Annotated in this window: 2 protein-coding genes; both read right to left on the reverse strand. The window is 72.3% G+C overall.

Annotated elements, in window-relative coordinates; all coding sequences use genetic code 11:
- Nucleotides 1-8,976 (reverse strand): type I polyketide synthase (locus ACWC2B_RS31200; RefSeq protein WP_450722507.1); only part of this gene is annotated, 8,976 nt, incomplete at its 3' end.
- A gap of 196 nt (nucleotides 8,977-9,172) precedes the next feature.
- Complete coding sequence (locus ACWC2B_RS31205) at nucleotides 9,173-21,406, reverse strand: SDR family NAD(P)-dependent oxidoreductase (protein WP_450722480.1); 12,234 nt, start codon at nucleotides 21,404-21,406, stop codon at nucleotides 9,173-9,175.
- Nucleotides 21,407-21,408: the final 2 nt, after the last annotated feature.

The following is a 21,408-nucleotide window of genomic DNA, read 5'->3' on the forward strand; positions in this document are numbered from 1 at the left end:
CGCCTCGACAACAGCCTCCGCGCCAAGCTGCGCGAGTTCGGCAACAAACTCCCCGACACCCTCCGCAGCCGGACCACGCCGACTCACCAACAACAAACTCCGCACCCCATGCACCACCACCAAATGCCGAGCAACGATCCGCCCCAGACCGCCCGTACCGCCCGTGATCAGGACCGTACCGGACGGATCCCAGGCGAGGGTCTGCTGCGCCCGGGCGCGAGCCAGCCGCGGTACCAGCAGCTCGGCACCGCGCACCAGCAACTGGGGCTCATCCGACGCCAACGCCCGCCGGAACACCGCCGCTGAGGCATCATCCTCCACATCCACCAGACCGAAACGGCCCGGATGCTCCGACTGCGCCGACCGCACCAGACCCCACACCGCCGCACCCGCAAGATCCACACCCGACACCGCACCCCGCGTCACGAACACCAAACGCGAGCTGGCGAACCGGCCCTCCGCCAACCACGACTGGATCACCTCCAGCGCCCCCGCCACCGCAGCATGCACCGACTCCACCACTCCGGCGGAATCGGCCGTCACCGCCGCCAGCACCGTGCCGTACGCACGGCCGGATGCGGCCAGGGAGGCCAGATCCGCGTAGTGCTCGACGGGGGCCGCGCACCAGGCGGCCGTCGAGCCCACGGGGAAACCGATCGCTGCGACGGTCTCCGCCGTCCTGGCCTGGGGCGGGTGTACGGGGTTCCACTGGACGCGGAACAGCGCATCGTGGCCGAGCGAGTTCGTGCCGCTTTCCCACTGGTCGGCGGAGACCGACCGCAGGACGAGTGCCCCGATGGTGGCGACGGGGCCGCCCTCGGTGTCGGTGACGTCCACGGACACCGTGTCGCTGCTGTGCCGGGTGACCCGGACCCGTACGGCCGCGGCGCCGGAGGCGTGCAGCGAGACGTCCTCCCAGGCGAAGGGCACGACCTGCTGGTCGACTCCGTTGAGGGTGACGACGTGCAGGGCCGCGTCGAGCAGTGCCGGGTGCAGGCCGTAGCCAGGCGCTTCGCCTTCGGCCACAGCAGGCAGGGCGACCTCGGCGAAGACCTCGTCGCCACGGCGCCACGCGGTGCGCAGGCCCTGGAAGTGCGGGCCGTAGTCGAATCCGCAGTCGGCGAAGCGCGGATAGAAGCCAGTCAGATCGACGGGCTCGGCGTCGGCGGGCGGCCAGGGCGCCGAGGCGAAGTCGGCGGCGACCGGCTGAGGGTCGACGGCGAGTACGCCGGTGGCGTGCTGCACCCACGGGCGGCCGCCGTCGCCCTCCGTCCTGGAGCGCGCGCTGAAAATGCGGCGGCCCGCCTCGTCGGCGGAGCCCACGTGTAGTTGGAGGTGCACGCCTCCGTGCTCGGGCAGGACGAGCGGGGCGGCCAGGGTCAGTTCGTCGACGCGGTCGCAGCCCGCCTGGTCGGCGGCGCGGACGGCGAGTTCGACGAATGCCGTGCCCGGCAGCAGGACCGAACCCATGACGACGTGCCCGGCCAGCCACGGATGGGTGGCGAGCGACAGGCGTGTGGTGAACAACACACCGTCACCGTCGGGTAGTTCCACGGCGGCGCTCAGCAGTGGGTGCCCGGCCGCTTCGAGACCGACGGCACCGATGTCCCCGGTTCGGGTGTGGTCGGGGGTCGGCCAGAACCGCTGGTGTTGGAAGGCGTACGTCGGCAGGTCGACGGCGCGGGCGTCCTGGCCGGCGGCGGGGAACGCGCTCCAGTCGATCATGGCGCCGCGTACGTGCAGTTGTGTCAGGGCCGCGAGGAGGGTCTCCTCCTCGGGGCGGTCCCGGCGCAGGGCGGGGACGAGGACGGTCTCCTCGGGAGCGCTCTGGCCGGTGGCGTCGTCGTCCGGCAGCGACTCGCGGGCCATGGCCGTGAGCGTGCCGTCCGGGCCCAGTTCCAGGAAGCGCGTCACGCCCTGCGCGCTCAGGGTGCGGATGCCGTCGGCGAAGCGCACCGCGGCCCGCACGTGGGTCACCCAGTATTCGGGGGTGCGCAGCTGGTCCGGGGTGGCGAGGTCGCCGGTCACGTTCGACACGACGGACAATTCCGGCTCGCCGTAGGACAGGCCCTCGGCGACGGCGCGGAAGTCAGCCAGCATCGGTTCCATCAGCGGCGAGTGGAAGGCGTGCGAAACCCGCAGCCTGCTGGTCTTGCGGCCCTCCGCTGCGAAGTGCGCCGCGACGGCCAGCACCGCGTCCTCAACGCCGGAGACCACCACCGACGACGGACCATTGACCGCCGCGATCGACACCCCACCCGTCAAGTGCGGAAGAACCTCCTCCTCCGCCGCCCTGATCGCCACCATCGCCCCACCAACGGGCAGTTGCTGCATCAACCGGCCCCGGGCCGCCACCAGCGCGCAGGCGTCGGCCAGCGTGAAAACCCCGGCGGCGTGCGCGGCGGCGATCTCGCCGACGGAGTGTCCGGCCACGTACTGCGGCCGCACACCCCAGGACTCCACCAGCCGGAACAGCGCCACCTCAATGGCGAACAGCCCGGCCTGGGCATACACCGTCTGGTCCAGCAGCTCCGCGTCCTCACCCCACACCACGTCCCGCAGCGGACGGTCCAAGTGCTCGTCCAAAGAAGCGCACACCGCGTCGAACGCCGCCGCGAAAACCGGATAACGGCCGTACAACTCCCGACCCATCCCCGAGCGTTGAGACCCCTGGCCCGAGAAAAGGACGGCGTCCCGGCCGGTGTGGACCGTGCCGGTGTCCAGGGCGGGATCGGCCTCGCCCGCGGCCAGTGCGGTCAGGGCCCGCAGCGCGGTGGCGTGGTCGTGGGCACGGACGGCCGCGCGGTGGGCGAGGGCCGTGCGGTGCGTCATCAGCGTGTGGGCGACGTCGGTGAGCCGGGGTGCGGGCTCGTGGTCCAGGTGGGAGCGGAGTCGGGCCGCCTGGGCGCGCAGGGCGTTCTCACTCTTGGCCGAGAGCAGCAGCGGTACCGTCCCGTCGGGGGCGGTGGTGGACGGTTCGGGTTCGGTGGCCGGGGGCAGTTCCAGGACCACGTGTGCGTTGGTGCCGCTGATGCCGAAGGCGGAGACGGCCGCGCGTCGCGGGCGACCGGTCTCGGGCCAGTCGGTGTTCTCGGTGAGCAGTTCGACGGCGCCCGCGGTCCAGTCGACGTGTTCGGTGGGTTCGTCGACGTGCAGGGTGCGCGGCAGCATCCCGTGCCGCATCGCCAGCACCATCTTCATCACGCCCGCCACACCGGCGGCGGCCTGGGTGTGCCCGAGGTTGGACTTCACCGCGCCGAGCAGCAACGGCTGCTCCGCCGGCCGCTCCTGGCCGTAGGTGGCCAGCAGTGCCTGGGCCTCGATCGGGTCGCCGAGTGTCGTACCGGTGCCGTGCGCCTCCACGGCGTCGACGTCGCCGGCGGCCAGCTGGGCGTTGGCCAGGGCCTGTCGGATCACCCGCTGCTGGGACGGGCCGCTGGGTGCGCTCAGGCCGTTGGACGCGCCGTCCTGGTTGACGGCGGAGCCGCGTACGACGGCGAGTACCTGGTGGCCGTTGCGGCGGGCGTCGCTGAGCCGCTCCACCAGCAGCAGGCCTACGCCCTCGCTCCAGCCCGTGCCGTCGGCGGCGGCCGCGAACGGCTTGCAGCGGCCGTCCGGGGCCAGCCCGCGCTGCCGGGCGAACTCCACGAAGGACGACGGGGTGGACATCACGGTCACACCGCCCGCGACCGCCAGGGAGCACTCGCCCTGACGCAGCGCCTGCGCCGCCATGTGCAGGGCCACCAGCGAGGAGGAACACGCGGTGTCCACGGTGAGGGCGGGTCCTTCGAAGCCGAAGGTGTAGGAGACCCGGCCGGAGACGACGCTCAGGGCGTTGCCGGTAAGCCGGTGCCCGCTCGCTTCGTCCTGTGCCGTGTCCAGGACGGCGCCGTAGTCCTGGGTGTTGGTGCCCGCGAAGACCCCAGTGCTGCTGCCTCGGAGGGACTCCGGGTCGATGCCCGCCTGTTCGAGCACCTCCCAGGTGGTTTCCAGGAGCAGTCGCTGCTGCGGGTCCATGGCGAGGGCCTCGCGCGGCGAGATACCGAAGAAGTCGGCGTCGAAGCCGACCACGTCGGACAGGAAGCCGCCGTCGCGGGCGTAGGTGGTGCCCTGGTGGTCGGGGTCGGGGTGGTAGAGCCGGTCCAGGTCCCAGCCACGGTCGGTGGGCATGGGGGCGATGGCGTCGCCGCCCTCGGCCAGCAGCCGCCACAGGGCCGCGGGCGAGTCCACGCCGCCGGGGAAGCGGCAGGCCATGCCGACGATCGCCACCGGTTCGTCGAGGGCGGCGGCCGATGCCTGTACGACCGTGACGGGCCCCGTGGAGCCCAGGACTTCGGCGCGCAGGTATGCGGCGACCGCGGCTGCGCTGGGGTGGTCGAACAGCAGGGTGGCGGGCAGCCGCAGTGCCGTCGCGGCGGAGAGCCGGTTGCGCAGGTCGACCGCCATCAGCGAGTCGAATCCCTGCTCGCGGAAGGCGCGTTGGGCGTCGATGGTGTCCGGTGTGCGGTGGCCGAGGGACTTGGCGGCCTCTTCCCTGACCATGGCCAGGAACGCCTGTTCCTGTTCGGCGGGCGGCAGTGCGGCGATCCGGTCGCGCAGGGGGGAGCCTTCGCGGCGCGGGCCCTCCGCGGGGCGGACCGCGCGGCGGGCCTCGGGCAGGTCGCCGATGAGGGGGCTGGGGCGGAAGGCGGTCAGGGCGGGGGCGTAGGCGCTCCAGTCGATGTCGGCCACGGTCACGTGGGTCATGCCCTGGGCGAGGGCCTGGCGCAGGGCGGCGAGCGCGGGGGCCGCGGCCATGGGCAGCAGTCCGTCGCGGCTCAGCCGGTCGGCGACGTCACTATCGACGGCCATACCGTCGCCCGCCCAGGGGCCCCAGGACACGGAGGTGGCCGGGAGGCCCTGCTGGTGGCGCTGTTCGGCGAGGGCGTCCAAGTAGGCGTTGGCGGCGGCGTAGTTGCCCTGTCCGGCGTTGCCCAGGACACCGACGATCGAGGAGAACAGCACGAAGTGGTCCAGGTCCAGGTCCTGGGTGAGCTCGTGCAGGTGCTGTGCGGCCTGTGCCTTGGGGCGCAGTACGGTCTCGAAGCGCTCGGGGGTGAGCGCTTCCAGTACGCCGTCGTCCAGCACGCCCGCTGCGTGGACGACGCCGGTCAGCGGCAGGTGCGGCGGGATGTCCGCGAGGACGGCCGCCAGGGCGTCGCGGTCGGCGACGTCGCAGGCGGCGAGGGTCACCTCGACGCCGCGGTCGGTGAGTGCGGCCGCGAGTTCGGGTGCGCCGGGGGCCTGGGGGCCGCGGCGGCTGGTGAGTACGAGGTGTTGGGCTCCGGCGTCGGCCAGCCAGTGGGCGAGGTGTGCGCCGAGGGCGCCGGTGCCGCCGGTGACCAGGACGGTGCCGTGGGTGCTCCACTGGGCGTCGGTGTCGCCGCCTGGTGCGGTCCGTTCCACGCGGCGGGTGAAGACCCCGGCCGGGCGGATCGCGACCTGGTCCTCGTCGCCGGCGAGGGTGCTCAGCAGCGCGGAGACGGTCCGCCGGTCCAGGTTCTCGGGGAGGTCGACGAGCCCGCCCCAGCTCTGCGGGGACTCCAGCGCGGCTACCCGTCCCAGGCCCCAGGTCTGCGCCTGTACAGGGCTGTTGAGCGCGTCACGCCGGTCGACGGCGACGGCGCGGCGCGTCACACTCCATAAGGGTGCCTGGACGCCTGCGGCCTCCAGGGCGCGCAGCAGCGCGGTGGTGGCGGTCAGGCCGCGCGGCACGGAGGGCAGCTGCGGGTGGGGGCGCTCATCGAGGGCCAGCAGGGAGAGCACGCCGTCGACCGGGGTGTCGGGCCGGGCGAGGGCGTCGCCGGGATCGTCGGTGTCGGGCAGCTCCCGTACGTCGGTGTGCAGACCCTGGTCACGCAGGGCGTCCAGGAGGCGGACGGTCCACGGGTCGTCGTTGGCGCCGTCGGGCAGGACGACGAGCCAGTGGCCCGTGGCGGCGGCGTCGTTGGAGGCGGTGCGCGGGGTCCAGTGGGCGCGGTAGCCGAAGCGGTCCGCGGCGGCCTGGATGCGGCGTTGCCGGCGCCAGGAGGAGAGGGTGGGCAGGAGGTTGCCGAGGGAGTCCGCGTCGCTGCCGTCGATGGCGAGGACGGCCGACAGCTCCTGGAGGTCCTCGCGTTCGACGGCGGCCCAGAATCCGGCCTCGCCCGCCTCGGCGGCGGCCGCTTCCGCCGGCTCGTGTTCGGCCGGGTCCAGCCAGTACCACTGGCGCTGGAAGGCGTAGGTGGGCAGTTCCACGTGGGGAGCGCTGCGAGCGCCCAGGCAGGCGGACCAGTCGACGTGGGCGCCGTGCGCGAAGGCAGTGGCGACGCCCGTGGTGAGGGTGGGTGCTTCGGGGCGGCCGGTGCGCAGGAGGGGGACGAGGAGGGGCTCGTCGGGGGTGGTCAGACAGTCCTGGACCATGGGGGTGAGGACGGCATCGGGGCCGATCTCCACGAAGGTGGTGACGCCCTCGGCTTCGAGGGTGCGCACGGCGGCGCAGAAACGGACCGCTTCTCGGACCTGCCGGACCCAGTAGTCGGGCGAGCACAGTTCGTCGTCGGTGGCGAGCTCGCCGGTCACCGTGGACACCACGGGGATGCGGGGGGCATGGAAGGTCAGGCCGTCGGCGACGCGCCGGAAGTCCTCCAACATGCCGTCCATGTGCGGGGAGTGGAAGGCGTTACTGACCCGCAGACGTTTGGTACGGCGGCCCTGCGCCGCCCAGTGGGCCGCGATCTCGGTCACGGCTTGTTCGTCGCCCGAAATGACGGTGGAGTCGGGCCCGTTGGCGGCGGCGACGGAGACCTGCCCCTCATGGGCCGCCAGGCTGTCCCGGGTCTCCTCCTCGGTGGCCTGGATCGCCACCATGGCGCCGCCTTCGGGCAGTGCCTGCATCAGGGTGCCCCGCGCGGCGACCAGTCGTGCGGCGTCCTGGAGGGTCAGCACGCCGCTGACGTGGGCGGCGGTGATTTCGCCGATGGAGTGGCCGACGACGAACTGGGGGGTCACGCCCCAGGATTCGACGAGCCGGAACAGGGCGGTTTCCAACGCGAAGAGGGCGGCCTGGGTGTAGGCGGTCTGGTCGAGGAGGGCGGCGTCGGTGCTGCCTTCGTCGGCGAAGACGACGTCGTGCAGCGGCCGGTCCAGGTGCGGGTCGAGCTCGGCGCACACCGCGTCGAAGGCGGCGGCGAACGCGGGGTACGCGGCGTGCAGTTCGCGTCCCATGCCCAAGCGCTGCGAGCCCTGCCCGGCGAAGAGGAACGCGGTGGCGGTCTTGGCGGCGACGCCGCTGACCAGGCCGGTGGTGGTGCGGCCCATGGCCAGGGCGTCGAGGCCGTCCAGGAACGCGTCCCGGTCGTCCGCGACGAGTACCGCGCGGTGCTCCATCAGGGCGCGGGTGTCCACGAGGGCGTGGGCGACGGCGGCCGGTTCGAGGTCGGCACGCTCCCGTACGTGGCGGCCGAGGCGTTCGGCCTGGGCGCGCAGAGCCTCTTCGGTGCGGGCGGACAGGATCCAGGGCAGCGTGCCCAGCCGGGCGGCCGGCTCGGGGGCGGCTTCGGCCTCGCGGGCGGGCGCCTGTTCCAGGATGACGTGGGCGTTGGTGCCGCTGATGCCGAAGGAGGAGATGGCGGCGCGGCGGGGCCGATCGGTGCTCGGCCAGGGTTCGGCCTCGGCGAGGAGCCTGGCATGGCCGTCGCTCCAGTCGACGTGCCCGGTGGGCTCGTCCAGGTGCAGGGACTTGGGCAGTTGCCCGTGCCGCATCGCCAGGACCATCTTCATCACACCGGCGATACCGGCGGCGGACTGGGTGTGCCCGATGTTCGACTTCAAGGAGCCGATCAACACGGGCCGGTCCGCGGAGCGCTGCTGCCCGTACGTGGCCAGCAGGGCATGCGCCTCGATGGGGTCGCCGAGGGTGGTGCCGGTGCCGTGCGCCTCCACGGCGTCGATGTCCGCGGTGGTCAGGCCCGCGCCGGTCAGGGCCTGGCGGATGACGCTCTGCTGCGAGGGGCCGTTGGGGGCGGTCAGGCCGTTCGAGGCGCCGTCCTGGTTGACGGCCGAGCCCTTCACCACGGCGAGTACGGGGTGGCCGTTGCGCACCGCGTCGCTGAGCCGCTCCACCAGTAGCAGGCCGACGCCCTCGCTCCAGCCCGTGCCGTCCGCGGTGTCCGCGAACGGCTTGCAGCGGCCGTCGGGAGCCAGGCCGCGCTGGCGGGAGAACTCCACGAACAACTGCGGCGTGGACATCACGGTCGCGCCGCCCACCAGGGCCATGCCGCACTCGCCGCGCCGCAGCGCGTGCATCGCCAGGTGCAGGGCGACCAGCGACGAGGAGCAGGCCGTGTCCACGGTCAGTGCGGGGCCTTCCAGACCGAGGAAGTAGGAGATCCGGCCGGAGGCGATGCTGATGTGGTTGCCGGTCAGCAGGTGTCCGCCGACCTCGTCGGCGCGTCGGCCCGCCTCGGCGTCGTAACCGCCGTAGTCGGTGCCGACGAAAACGCCGGTGCGGCTGCCGGCGAGGGATTGCGGGTCGATGCCGGCGCGTTCAACGGCTTCCCACGCGGTTTCCAGGAGCAGTCGCTGCTGGGGGTCCATGGCGAGCGCCTCGCGCGGGGAGATCCCGAAGAAGGCTGGGTCGAACTCGCCTGCGTCATGGAGGAATCCGCCCTCCCGGGCGTAGGCGGTGCCCTGGTGGGCCGGGTCGGGATGGTAGAGCCCCTCCAGGTCCCAGCCACGGTTGCGGGGGAACGAGGAGATCGCGTCGACTCCGTCGCGCAGCAGTTCCCAGAGCTCTTCCGGCGCGCGGACGCCGCCGGGGAAGCGGCAGGCCATCGAGACGATCGCGATCGGCTCGCGCTGCTTCGCCTCCGTCTCGTCCAATTGCTGACGAGTCTCGTGAAGGTCTGCGATCGCGCGCTTGAGGTACTCGCGCAGCTTCTCCTCGTTCGACATCAGGACGCCAATCGTTCGGTGGAATGCCGGACTTCGGGAACAGAACGTCGACACGCACGCCCGACCGGTTCCCCGCCATCTTCCACGCGGTGGACTGCGGGTTTCCGTAGTTGAGTGCCGGAATGCGCCGCGGCGGGCGGCCCGTTGGCCGCCCGCCGTGACGATCTGTTCCTGTGCGCTGGTCAGGTGTGTGCCGTGGTTACGCCTCGCCGAGGGTGGCGAGCCATTCCTTGACGATCCGCGCGGTCTCCGGAGCGTCGTCGCGCACCATAGAGAAGTGATCGGCTTCCACGAGGCGCACCTCGGCCGTCGGGAACACCTTGCTCTCCGTGTCCTCGGCCGCAGCGGCCGCGATGGCCTCCAAGGCGACGGTCTCCTGGGTGGCGCGGACGACCAGCACGGGGGCGGTCGTGTGCGACACCTCAAGTTGGCTGAGCAGGTTCATCCACCGTCCCATGCCGGACAGCCTGGAGTTCGTCATCCGCACCGGTGATTCCTCGTCGACCCGGAAGTTGTGGTGCATCAGCCTGTCGTAGTCGATCTCGTCCTCATCGTCGTGCCGGATGCTGACCGAGTCCAACAGCACCACCGCTGCGGGCCTGATGCCCCAGGTGGCCTCCAGCAGACCGGCGGCGGCGTAGGCGTAGGTACCGCCGGAGGAGTGCCCGGTCAGGATGAACGGGTTGCCGTCGCTAGCGCGCAGGGCGCTCTCCGCGATGGTCCTGACCGCGGTCATCACCGTGGTCGGTACCCGTTCCCCGGCGGCGAAGCCGACCAGGGGCAGCGCGCAGACGTGCCGTTCGCCCCGGAAGGGTGCGGCGAACCTGGCGTACTCGTGGACGCCGCCGTTGGCGGTGGGTGTGCTGACGCAGATCATCCGCGGTTCGGCGGGGCCTTCGGCGAGCGTGGTCGCCAGCGGCAGTTCCTCCAGTTCGGCCGTGTTCTCGAAGGTCTGGCGCAGGCCGGTCAGGGCCCGCAGCATGAGCCTGGCCTCCGGGAACTTGCCGTTGTCCATGGCGTCGAGGAACAGCCGCTCCAGCGAGTCGGGTTCCGGCCCGGCCAGGAGCAGGCTCCCCGCGGACGCGGAGCCGGCGAGTCCGGGCTGTGCGGCGAATTCGCTGCGCAGCCGTGCGCCGAGGTCGGCGGAGGTCTTGGTGTCGAAGACCAGCGTCGCCGGCAGTTGCAGTCCGGTGGCCGTGGCGAGCCGGTTGCGCAGCTCGATCGAGGTCAGCGAGTCGAGACCGAGTTCGTAGAAGTCCCGGCGGGGCTCGATCTCCGCCGGGGACGCGTAGCCGAGGATGAGGGCGGCCTCGCCGCGGACGAGGTCGACGAGGTGGCCGACGCGCTCGCCTTCCGGCAGCTCCAACAGTTGCTGGGCGAAGGTGGCCGGGGTGCCGGACGTGCTCGTGGCGTTCGAGGCGGTCCGCCTGCTGTGGCGGACCAGGCCGCGGAACATCGGCGGAATCTCCCCCTGCGGCACCCGGGCGCCGGGGATCAGACCCACCGCCATCACGACGGGCTCGACGTAGTCGCGAGCGCTGTCGAACAGTTCCATGCCCTCCTTGATGGAGACCGGCGCCATGCCGTTGAGCCGCATGCGCGCCACGGTGGCCTGGTTCAGCGATTCGGCCATGCCGCCGCCGTCCCAGTGGCCCCACACCAGCGACTGGCCCGGCAGGCCCAGGGCGGCGCGGTGCCGGACCAGGCCGTCGAGGAAGGCGTTCGCGGACGCGTAGTTGGCCACGCCCGGGGCGCCCAGCACGCCGGAGACGGAGGAGAACATGATGAACCCGGCCAGGCCGAGGTCCTTGGTGGCCTCGTGCAGATGCCAGGCGGCGTCCACCTTCGGGCGCAGCACCGGCGTCAGGCGCTCCGGAGTCAGCGCGGTCACCACGCCGTCGTCGAGGACACCGGCGAGGTGGACGACCGCGGTCAGCGGGTGCTCCGCCGGGACGGCGGCCAGGAGTCCGGCGAGCGCGTCCGGGTCGGCCGTGTCACAGGCCACGATCGTGGGCAACGCACCCAACTCCCGCAGTTCCTCGGCGAGTTCGTCCGCCCCGGAAGCCTTCGGGCCGCTGCGGCTGACCAGCAGCAGGTGCCGGGTACCGTTCGCGGCGAGCCACCGGGCCAGTTCGATGCCGAGGCCGCCGGTACCACCGGTGATGAGTACGGTCCCCTCGGGGTCCCACTGCGACGGCCGTGTCTCGGCGTCGGTGGGCAGCCACGCCAGCCGCCCCATGAGCACCGCCTTGTCGCGCACGACGAACTGGGTCTCACCGGAGGGCAGCAGGCCGGGCAGCGCCTCGACGAGCACCGCCAGGTCGCCGCCGTCACCGTTCTCGCCCAGTTCCTCGACGTCGGCCAGGACGAAGCGGCCGGGGTGTTCCGCGATCGTCGAGCGCACCAGGCCCCAGAGGGCGGAACCGGCCAGGTCACCGCCGTCCACCGCACCACGCGTCAGGAACACCAGCTGGGAGGTGGTGAAGCGTGCGTCGGCGATCCACTCCTGCGCCAGCAGCAGGGCTTGGGTCGTCAGCTCGTGCACCGCCGCCGGGAAGCCGTCCCGCGCGCGGGGCACGGGAACCATGACCAGGTCCGGGGTGCCCGTGATGTCGGCGAGTGAGGCGGTTCCCAGAGGCGCCAGGAGGGTGCTCCGGAGATCGGGCACGTCCTCCGTACGCGGTGCCGGGATCCACTCCAGGCGCAGGAGCCGGTCCCGCCGGCTGCGGACGGCCCGCTTGGGTGCTTCCGCCAGGGCGCGCAGCGTGAGGTGGCGCACCGACAGGACGGGTTCCCCGGAGGCGTCGACCGCCACGACGCTGACGGAGTCCGCACCGGTCTTCGTGATCCGTGCCCGTACCGCCGAGGCGCCGGAGGCGTGCAGCGACACGTCCTTCCAGGAGGCGGCGTACGAGAGGTGCTCCTCGTCGCCCGCGCCGCTGAACGCGGTGCCGTGCAGGACCGCTTCGAGCAGCGCCGGGTGCAGGCCGAAGGACGGGGCGTCGGAGGCGAGGCCGTCCGGGAGTGCGGCTTCGACGAACGTGTCGGCGCCACGCACCCAGGCCGCCTGCAGCCCGCGGAAGGCGGCGCCGAGCTCCGTCCCGTCGTAGTAGCCGTCCACGTCGACGTCGGAGGCGTCGCGGGGCGGCCAGTCGGACGCGTCGAAGTCCGCGGTGTGCTCGCCGGTGGTGAGGGTGCCGGTGGCGTGCCGGGTCCACGGTTCGTCCGGTGTGGCCTGGGGCCGTGAGAAGAACCGGATCTGCCGGTCGCCCGCGTCGTCGGGGGCGCCCAGCCACACCTGGAGCACCAGGGCCGTGCCGTCGGTGAGCGCCAGCGGTGTGTCGAGGGCGAGTTCGGCGACGCGGTCGCAGCCGAACTGGTCGCCGGACCGGACTGCCAGTTCGACGAAGCCGGAGGCCGGGAAGACGGCCGTGCCGCCCGCCACGTGGTCCTTGAGCCAGGGGTGGGTCTCCATCGACAGACGGCTGGTGAACAGCATGCCGTCGCCGTCCGCCAGCGGCACCGCCGCGCCGAGCAGCGGGTGCTCGGTGGTCAGCAGACCCGCGGAGGTCACATCGCCCGCCAGTGCCCTGCGCTTCGGCCAGTACCGCTGGCGCTGGAACGGGTAGGTGGGCAGGTCGACGTGGCGGGCGCCGGTGCCGTCGAAGATCCTGGCCCAGTCCGCGTCGACTCCGGCGACGTGCAGCTGCGCCAAGGTGGTGAGCAGGGCCGTCTCCTCGGGGCGGTCCTTGCGCAGGGCGCTGACGGCGACGACGGTGCCGCCGGTGCCATGCACGTTGTGCGGGACCATCCCGGTCAGTACCCCGTCGAGGCCCAGCTCCAGGAAGGCCGAGACGTCCTCGGCGGCCAGGGTGCGTATCGCGTCGGCGAAGCGGACGGGCTCGCGGACGTTGCGGACCCAGTAGTCGGCGCAGCGCATCAGGTCGTCCGAGGCCCGTTCGCCGGTCACGGTCGAGACCAGGGGAATGCGCGGCTCCTGGTAGGTGAGGCCCTCGGCCACCTTGCGGAAGTCGTCCAGGATCGGGTCCATCAGCGGGCAGTGCCCGGCGACCTGCACCGCCACCTGCCGCGTCTTGCGGCCCTCGGCGGCGAATGCCTCGGCGATGCGCTGTGTGGCGGGTCCGTCGCCGGCGATGACGACGGCCTGCGGTCCGTTGATCGCGGCGATCGAGACGCCGTCGACGAGCCGCGCGGTCGCCTCCTTCTCGCTCGCCTGGATCGCCACCATGATGGCGCCCCGGCCCTCAAGGGTGTTCATCAGCCGCCCGCGGGCGGCCGCCAAGGTGCAGCCGTCCTCCAGCGAGAGGACCCCGGCGACGTGCGCGGCGGCGATCTCTCCGAACGAGTGCCCGCCGACGAAGTCGGGGCGGATGCCCCAGGATTCGACGAGCCGGAACAGCGCCACCTGGATGGCGAACATGGCCGGCTGGGTGAACACGGTCCGGTCCAGCCGCTCGGCGTCGGCGAGCATCACCTCCCGCACCTCGTCGTCGAAGTGGGCCAGTACCGCGTCCAGTGTCTCGGCGAACACCGGGAACCGGTCGTACAGTTCGCGGCCCATCCCGACCCGCTGCCCGCCCTGGCCCGGGAAGAGCATCGCCAGCGAACGGTCCTCGGCCGTACCGCGCGCCACCTCGTCCCCGGTGCCCCCGGCCAGCAGCACCGCGCGATGCTCGAACAGCGGCCGCCCGGTGGCCAGCGAGAAGCCCACATCGGCCGGCGCGAGTTCCGGCCGCTCACCGACCCAGTCCCGGAGCTGCCCGATCCCGTCGGCCAGCGCCTGGGGCGACCTGCCCGACACCAGCCACGGGACGGCCTGCGGCTCGACGGGACGGGTGTCCCGGTCCGGCCGCTCGGCGCTCTCCGGTGCCTGTTCGAGGATGGCGTGGGCGTTGGTGCCGCTCATGCCGAAGGAGGAGACCGCGCCGCGGCGCGGGCGGCCGGTGTCCGGCCAGTCGGTCTGCTCCGTGAGGAGCTTGACGTCGCCAGCCGTCCAGTCGACGTGTGAGGACGGCGTGCCGATGTAGAGGGAGCGCGGCAGCACACCGTGCCGCAGCGACAGGACCATCTTGATGACGCCGGAGACGCCGGCCGCCGCCATGGTGTGGCCGATGTTCGACTTGAGCGAGCCCAGCATCAACGGCTGTCCCTCGGCCCGGTCCTGACCGTAGGTGGCGAGCAGCGCCTGGGCCTCGATCGGGTCGCCCAGGGTCGTGCCGGTGCCGTGCGCCTCGACGGCGTCCACATCGCCCGTCGAGAGCCCGGCGTTCGTCAGGGCCTGGCGAATGACGTGCTGCTGGGACGGGCCGTTGGGGGCCGTCAGGCCGTTGGAGGCGCCGTCCTGGTTGACGGCCGAGCCCCGCACGACGGCGAGGATCTCGTGTCCGTTGCGGCGGGCGTCGGACAGCCGCTCCAGGACGAGTACGCCCACGCCTTCGGCCCAGCTCGTACCGTCCGCGTCGTCGGAGAACGCCTTGCACCGGCCGTCCGACGCCAGTGCACCCTGCCGGCTGAATCCGGCGATGCTCATCGGCGTCGACAGCAGCGTCACACCGCCGGCCAGCGCCAGCGAGCATTCGCCGCTGCGCAGTGCGTGGGCCGCCAGGTGGAGCGAGACGAGCGAGGAGGAGCACGCGGTGTCGACGGTGAGGGCCGGGCCCTCAAGCCCGAACGTGTAGGAGAGCCGCCCGGAGAGGACGCTGCCGGCGAGCCCGGTGCTGGCGTGGGCCTCGACGTCCTCGCTGGAGTTCATCAGGATGCTGCCGTAGTCGGAGCCGCTCGTGCCGACGAAGACGCCGGTCTCGGTGCCCCGCAGGGACACCGGGTCGATGCCGGCCCGTTCGATGGCCTCCCAGGAGGTCTCCAGCATCAGCCGCTGCTGCGGGTCCATCGCCATGGCTTCGCGAGGGGAGATGCCGAAGAAGGGGGCGTCGAAGTCGCCGAGGTCGTCCAGGAAACCGCCCCTGGACGAGGAACTGCGGCCCTGGTCGCCCTCTCCCCCGCCGAGCAGGGTCTCCAGGTCCCAGCCGCGGTCCGTCGGGAAGGCGGAGATGCCGTCGCGCCCGTCGACGACGAGCCGCCACAGGTCCTCCGGGGATCGCACACCGCCGGGCAGCCGGCAGGCCATGCCGACTATGGCGACCGGATCGTCGGTGGACGCCGCGCTGATCGCGGCGGGGGCGTGGGCCTCGTCGTGCTCGTCGAGGAGGACAGCGATGAGGTGGCCGGCGAGTGCGGTGGGGTTGGGGTAGTCGAAGACGAGGGTGGCGGGCAGTCGCAGGCCGGTCGCCGTGGCGAGCCGGTTGCGCAGTTCGACGGCGGTCAGCGAGTCGAAGCCCAGGTCGTGGAAGTCCCGCCGGGTGTCGATCGCCTTGGCCGAGGCGTGCCCGAGCACGGCGGCGGCCTCGGTCCGTACGAGATCGACCGTGAAGGCGCTCCGCTCGTCCGGGGTCAGCTCCGTCAGTCGACGGGTGAGTCGCAGGACCGCTTCGGTGCCGCCGGCGGAGACCGCGGCCGTACGGCGGGCGCCCTTGACCAGGCCCCGCAGCACCGGAGGCACGGTGCCGCGGCTCCGGGCGCCCGGAGCCAGGGGCCCGACGGGGACGAGGTGAGCCTCGTCGGTCTCGGTGGCGGCGTCGAACAGCGCCAGTCCCCGCTCGACCGACAGCGGCGGCACGTCCAGGGACGCGATCCGCTCGGGTTCCGCAGCGGCCGACGCCCGCGTGCTCCCGTCCTTCTTCGCCCAGGCGCCCCAGGCGAGGGACTGGGCGGGCAGGCCCTGCGCCGTACGGTGGCGGGCCAGCGTGTCGAGGAAGGCGTTGCCCGCGGCGTAGCCGCCGTGGCCGACGCTCCCCATGACGCCCGAGACGGAGGAGTACAGCACGAACGCGGCGAGGTCGAGGTCCTTGGTGGCCTCGTGCAGATGCCAGGCCGCGTCCACCTTCGGACGCAGTACGGCCGACAGCCGCTCGGACGTCAACGCGGACACCACACCGTCGTCCAGGACACCGGCGGTGTGGATCACCGCGGTCAGCGGGTGCGCGGTCGGAATGGCGGCCACCAGCCCATCGACGGCACCCCGATCGGCCATGTCACCGGCCCGCACGGTCACCTCGGCGCCGTGGCCGGCCAGTTCATCCCGCAGGTCGGCGACGCCCGGAGCATCCGGGCCGCTGCGGCTGACCAGCAGCAGGTGCCGTACGCCCCGCTCGGTCACCAGGTGTCGGGCCAGCTCGCCGCCCAGCGCACCGGTGCCACCGGTGATCAGCACCGTGCCGTCCGGGTCCCAGGGCCGCGGCAGAGTAAGCACGATCTTCCCGATGTGCTGCGCCCGACTCATGAACCGGAACGCCTCCGGCGCCCGCCGCACATCCCAGGAGGTCACCGGCAGCGTGTGCAACGCGTCCTGGCCGAACAACTCCAGCAGCGCGGTGAGCATCTCCCGGGTGCGCTCCGGACCCGCGTCCGCGAGGTCGAAGGCGCGGTAGTGCACCCCGGCGGCGGACCGCGCATCACGGATGTCCGTCTGGCCCATCTCCAGGAAGTGGCCGCCCGGGGCGGTCAACCGCAAGGAGGCGTCGATGATTTCGCCCGTGAGGGCGTTGAGGACCACGTCCACACCGCGGCCACCGGTGACCGCCCGGAAACGCTCCTCGAAGTCGGTGGTACGGGACGACGCGATGTGGTCGTCCGCGACACCCAACTCCCGCAGCGTGTCCCCCTTGCCCTCACTCGCCGTGGCGAACACCTCAGCACCCAGATGCCGGGCCAACTGGATCGCCGCCATGCCCACACCACCGGCCCCGGCATGCACCAGGATCGACTGACCGGGCTGGAGATCGGCGAGGTCCTTCAGGGCGTAGTACGCGGTCAGGAAGACCATCGGTACGGAGGCGGCCTGAGCAGCCGACCAGCCCTCGGGGATGCGGGTCAGCAGCCGCTCGTCGGCGACGGCCTCCGGGCCGTAGCCTCCGAAGACCAGGCCGGTCACGCGGTCGCCCGGGTGCAGTGCGCGCACTCCCGGCCCGGTCTCGGTGACCACACCGGCCGCCTCGGCACCCAGCGGTCCGGCTTCGCCCGGGTACATGCCCAAGGCGTCCAGGACGTCGCGGAAGTTGACGCCGGCAGCCTGCACCTGAATGCGGACCTGGCCCTCGGTCAGGGGCTCCAGGGCTTCCGGGCAGGGGGCGAGAACCAGGTTGTCCAGGCTGCCCTTGGCCGCACTGTCCAGCCGCCACGGCACGTCGGCCGGCGGCAACAGCCCCGCACTGCTGCTGATCGAGGCCAGTCGCGCCACCCGGACGGCACCGTCGCGGACCACGAACTGGGAATCGTCGGTGGCCAGCAGACGCGGCAGGTCCGCAAGCACCCCGGTCAGGTTTCCGTCCTGCCCGTCCTGCCCGTCCTGCCCGTCCTGCCCGTCTTCGAGGTCCAGGAGCACGAACCGCCCGGGGTTCTCCGACTGCGCCGAACGCACCAGACCCCACACCGCGCCCGCGGCCACATCCCGTACGGCCTCGCCCTCGACGGCGGAGACGGCGCCGCGGGTGACGAACACCAGACGCGCGGCTGCGGGCTCCTCCTGCCCCGCCCACCCTTGGAGGAGGTCCAGGACCCGGGAGGTGAGTTCGTGCGCCGAGGCTGGCACGTCGTCGCCCGTGCCACCGGACACGGGGACCACCACGAGGTCCTCGGCGCCCGTGAGATCCGTCAGGGACGCGACCGACGCGCCCACACCCAACTCATCGGCGCCCAGGGACACACACCGGACCTCGGCGGGCTGCACCTCCGGCGCCGCCACCCAGTCCAGCGACAGCAACGCGTCGTACTCCGCGCGACGCCGTGCCGTCAACGGGCTTGCCGCATCTGCCAGTTGGCCGCGAAGGACGAGCGCCTCGGCGGACAGCACGGGGGCGCCTTCGACGTCGACTGCCGCGATCGACACCGAGTCGTCCCCGGTCTTCACCGCCCGGGCCCGCAGCACCGCCGCTCCTCCGGCATGCAGTGACACACCGCGCCAGGCGAACGGCAGAAGGAGTTCCTGCTCGCTGCCGACCCCGGCCAGCCGGTGGGACTGCAGCACCGCGTCCAGCAGCGCCGGATGGATCCCGAACGCCCCGGCTTCCTCTGCGACCTGGGCTGGCAGCGCGGCCTCGACGAAGACCTCGTCCCCGCGCCGCCACACGCCGCGCAGGCCCTGGAAGGCCGGGCCGTAACCGGTCCCGTCGTAGAAACCCGCCAGATCCACGACCACGGCGTCCTGCGGCGGCCAGACCTGGGAACCGAAGTCCGCGATCCGCTCACCGCTGGTCAGGGTGCCGTGAGCGTGCTGAATCCACGGCTGATCAGCAGATCCGTCAGCGGGTCCGTCGGCCCGCGAGTGCACCGAGATCGTCCGGACGCCCGTCTCGTCCGGGGCACCGACCAACACCTGAACCTGTGCGGCGCCGTCCTCCATAAGTGTCAGGGGCGCGAGCAGGACGAACTCGTCGATCCGGTCGCAGCCGACCTGGTCGCCGGCGCGCATCGCCAGCTCCAGGAAACCGGTCGCCGGGAAGAGAACGCTGCCGCCCACCTTGTGGTCGGCCAGCCACGGATACGCCTGCAACGACAGCCGACCCGTGAACACCACCTCCCCGGAGTCGGCAAGAGTGAGGGTCACGCCCAGCAGCGGATGCTCCGCGGGCCGAAGACCCGCACCGGTGACGTCCCCGGCGAGCGCGGCGGGCCGGGGCCAGTACCGCTCGTGCTGGAAGGGATAGGTGGGCAGGTCCACACGCCGGGCACCCGTGCCCGCGAACCACGCCTCCCAGTCCACCGCCACACCCGCGACATGCAGCCGCGCCAACGCCGTCACCAACGCCGACTCCTCAGGACGGTCCTTGCGCAGCGCGCTGACGAACACCGAAGCCTCGTCCGCGCCATGCTGCGCCATCGCCGTCAACACACCATCCGGGCCCAACTCCAAGAAGACCGAAGCACCTTCAGCCTCAAGCGCCCGCACACCATCCGCGAAACGCACCGTCTCCCGCACATGCCGCACCCAGTACTCCGCCGAGCACACCAACTCCTCGGAGGCGAGCGCCCCGGTCACGTTGGACACCATGGGGATCTCCGGCGCCTTGAACGCCAGCCCCTCGGCCACTCGCCGGAAGTCCTCCAGCATCGGCTCCATCAACGCCGAGTGGAAGGCATGGCTCACCGACAGCCGCTGCGTCTTGCGTCCTTCGGCCGCCAGCTCCCCGGCCACCCGGAGCACCGCGTCCTCTTCACCAGCGAGCACCACCGCCTCGGGGCCGTTGACCGCCGCAATCGACACCCCGTCGACCAACCGGGCCGCCACGTCGTCCTCGGCTGCCTGGACGGCCACCATCGCCCCGCCCGCAGGGAGCGCCTGCATCAGCCGGGCCCGCGCCGCCATCAGCACACACGCATCCTCCAGCGACAACACCCCCGCCACGTGCGCCGCCGCGACCTCACCGATCGAATGCCCCGCCACGAAATCCGGCCGGACGCCCCAGGACTCCACCAACCGGAACAACGCCACCTCGACCGCGAACAACGCCGGCTGAGTGAAACCCGTCTCGTCCAGACCCTCCGCGTCACCGAACATCACCGCACGCAGATCGCGCAGCTCGCCGTCGAACTGCCCCAGGACCGCGTCCAGCGCCTCGGCGAACACCGGGAACCGGCCGTACAACTCCCGGCCCATCCCGACCCGCTGCGCACCCTGCCCCGAGAACAGCACCGCGGTCTTTCCGGCCGTGTCCTCGGCGAAGCCGCGGGCCACCTCGACGGTCTCGTCGCCCTCGGACAGCAATACCGCACGGTGCTCCAGATGCGCCCGGGTGGTCGCCAGCGAGAATCCCAGGTCGATCGGCGACGGGCCGGTCAGCGCGGTGATCTGCTCGCGCTGTGCGGCCAGTGCCTCTTCGGACTTGCCCGACAGCAGCCACGGCACGACCGCCGGCGCAAGCCGGGGAACGGACTCGGGGGCGGTCTTCGGGTCGCTCTCGTCCTGCTCGCCGGGCTCCTCGGCGAGCGGCGCCTGCTCGATGATGACGTGGGCATTGGTGCCGCTGATGCCGAAGGACGACACACCCGCCCGCCGCGGCCGATCGGCCACGGGCCACTCCCGGGACTCCGTCAGCAGCTCCACCGCACCGGAATCCCAGTTCACATGCGACGACGGCACATCGGCGTTCAGCGTCCTCGGCAGGACGCCGTGCCGCAGCGCCAGGACCATCTTGATGAGCCCCGCCGCACCGGCGGCCGCCTGTGTGTGGCCGAGGTTGGACTTCACCGAGCCGAGGAACAGCGGCCGCTCGGGGTCGCGGTCCTGACCGTAGGTGGCCAACAGGGCCTGCGCCTCGATCGGGTCGCCCAAGGTCGTGCCCGTGCCGTGCGCCTCGACGGCGTCCACGTCCGAAGGCGAGAGACCGGCGCTCGCCAGGGCCTGCTGGATCACCCGCTGCTGCGACGGGCCGTTGGGGGCCGTCAAGCCGTTGGAGGCGCCGTCCTGGTTGACGGCCGAGCCCCGCACGACGGCGAGGATCTCGTGTCCGTTGCGGCGGGCGTCGGAGAGGCGCTCCACGACGACGATGCCGACGCCTTCGGACCATCCGGTGCCGTCGGCGTCGTCGGAGAACGCCTTGCACCGGCCGTCCGACGCCAACCCGCCCTGCCGGGTGAATCCGGCGAAGCTCATCGGCGTCGACATCACGGTCACACCGCCGGCCAGTGCCAGCGTGCACTCGCCGCTGCGCAGTGCGTGGGCCGCCAGGTGGAGCGAGACGAGCGAGGAGGAACACGCGGTGTCGACGGTGAGGGCCGGTCCCTCAAGCCCGAAGCTGTACGAGAGCCGCCCGGACAGAATGCTGCCGGCGAGCCCGGTGCTGCCGTGGCCCTCGATGTCCTCGCGGGAGTTCAGTACGGCATTGATGTAGTCGACGCCGCTCGTGCCCACGAAGACGCCGGTCCGGGTGCCCCGCAGGGACACCGGGTCGATGCCGGCGCGCTCCAGCGCTTCCCAGGAAGTCTCAAGGAGCAGCCGCTGCTGCGGGTCCATCGCCACGGCTTCACGGGGCGAGATGCCGAAGAAGCCCGCGTCGAACGAAGCGGCGTCAACGAAGCCGCCTTCGGCGGTGGCGCTGCTGCCGCCCCCGTCACCGCCGAGAATGTCGAGGTTCCAGCCACGGTCCGTGGGGAATGCCGAGATGCCGTCGCGACCGTCGTCCAACAACTGCCAGAGGTCTTCCGGCGACCGCACTCCGCCCGGCAGCCGGCAGGACATGCCGACGATGGCTATCGGCTCCTGCTTGGCGGACTCGGCCTCCCGCAGCCGCTGGCGGGTCTGGTGCAAGTCGTTCGTGACCCACTTGAGGTAGTCGACGAGCTTCTTGTCGTTCGGCATGA

It is taken from the genome of Streptomyces sp. NPDC001415, from assembly GCF_053597395.1.

Bases quoted from the DNA above. Each gene is read 5' to 3' on its own strand.
- ACWC2B_RS31205 (WP_450722480.1), bottom strand. From the start codon at position 21,406: ATGCCGAACGACAAGAAGCTCGTCGACTACCTCAAGTGGGTCACGAAC.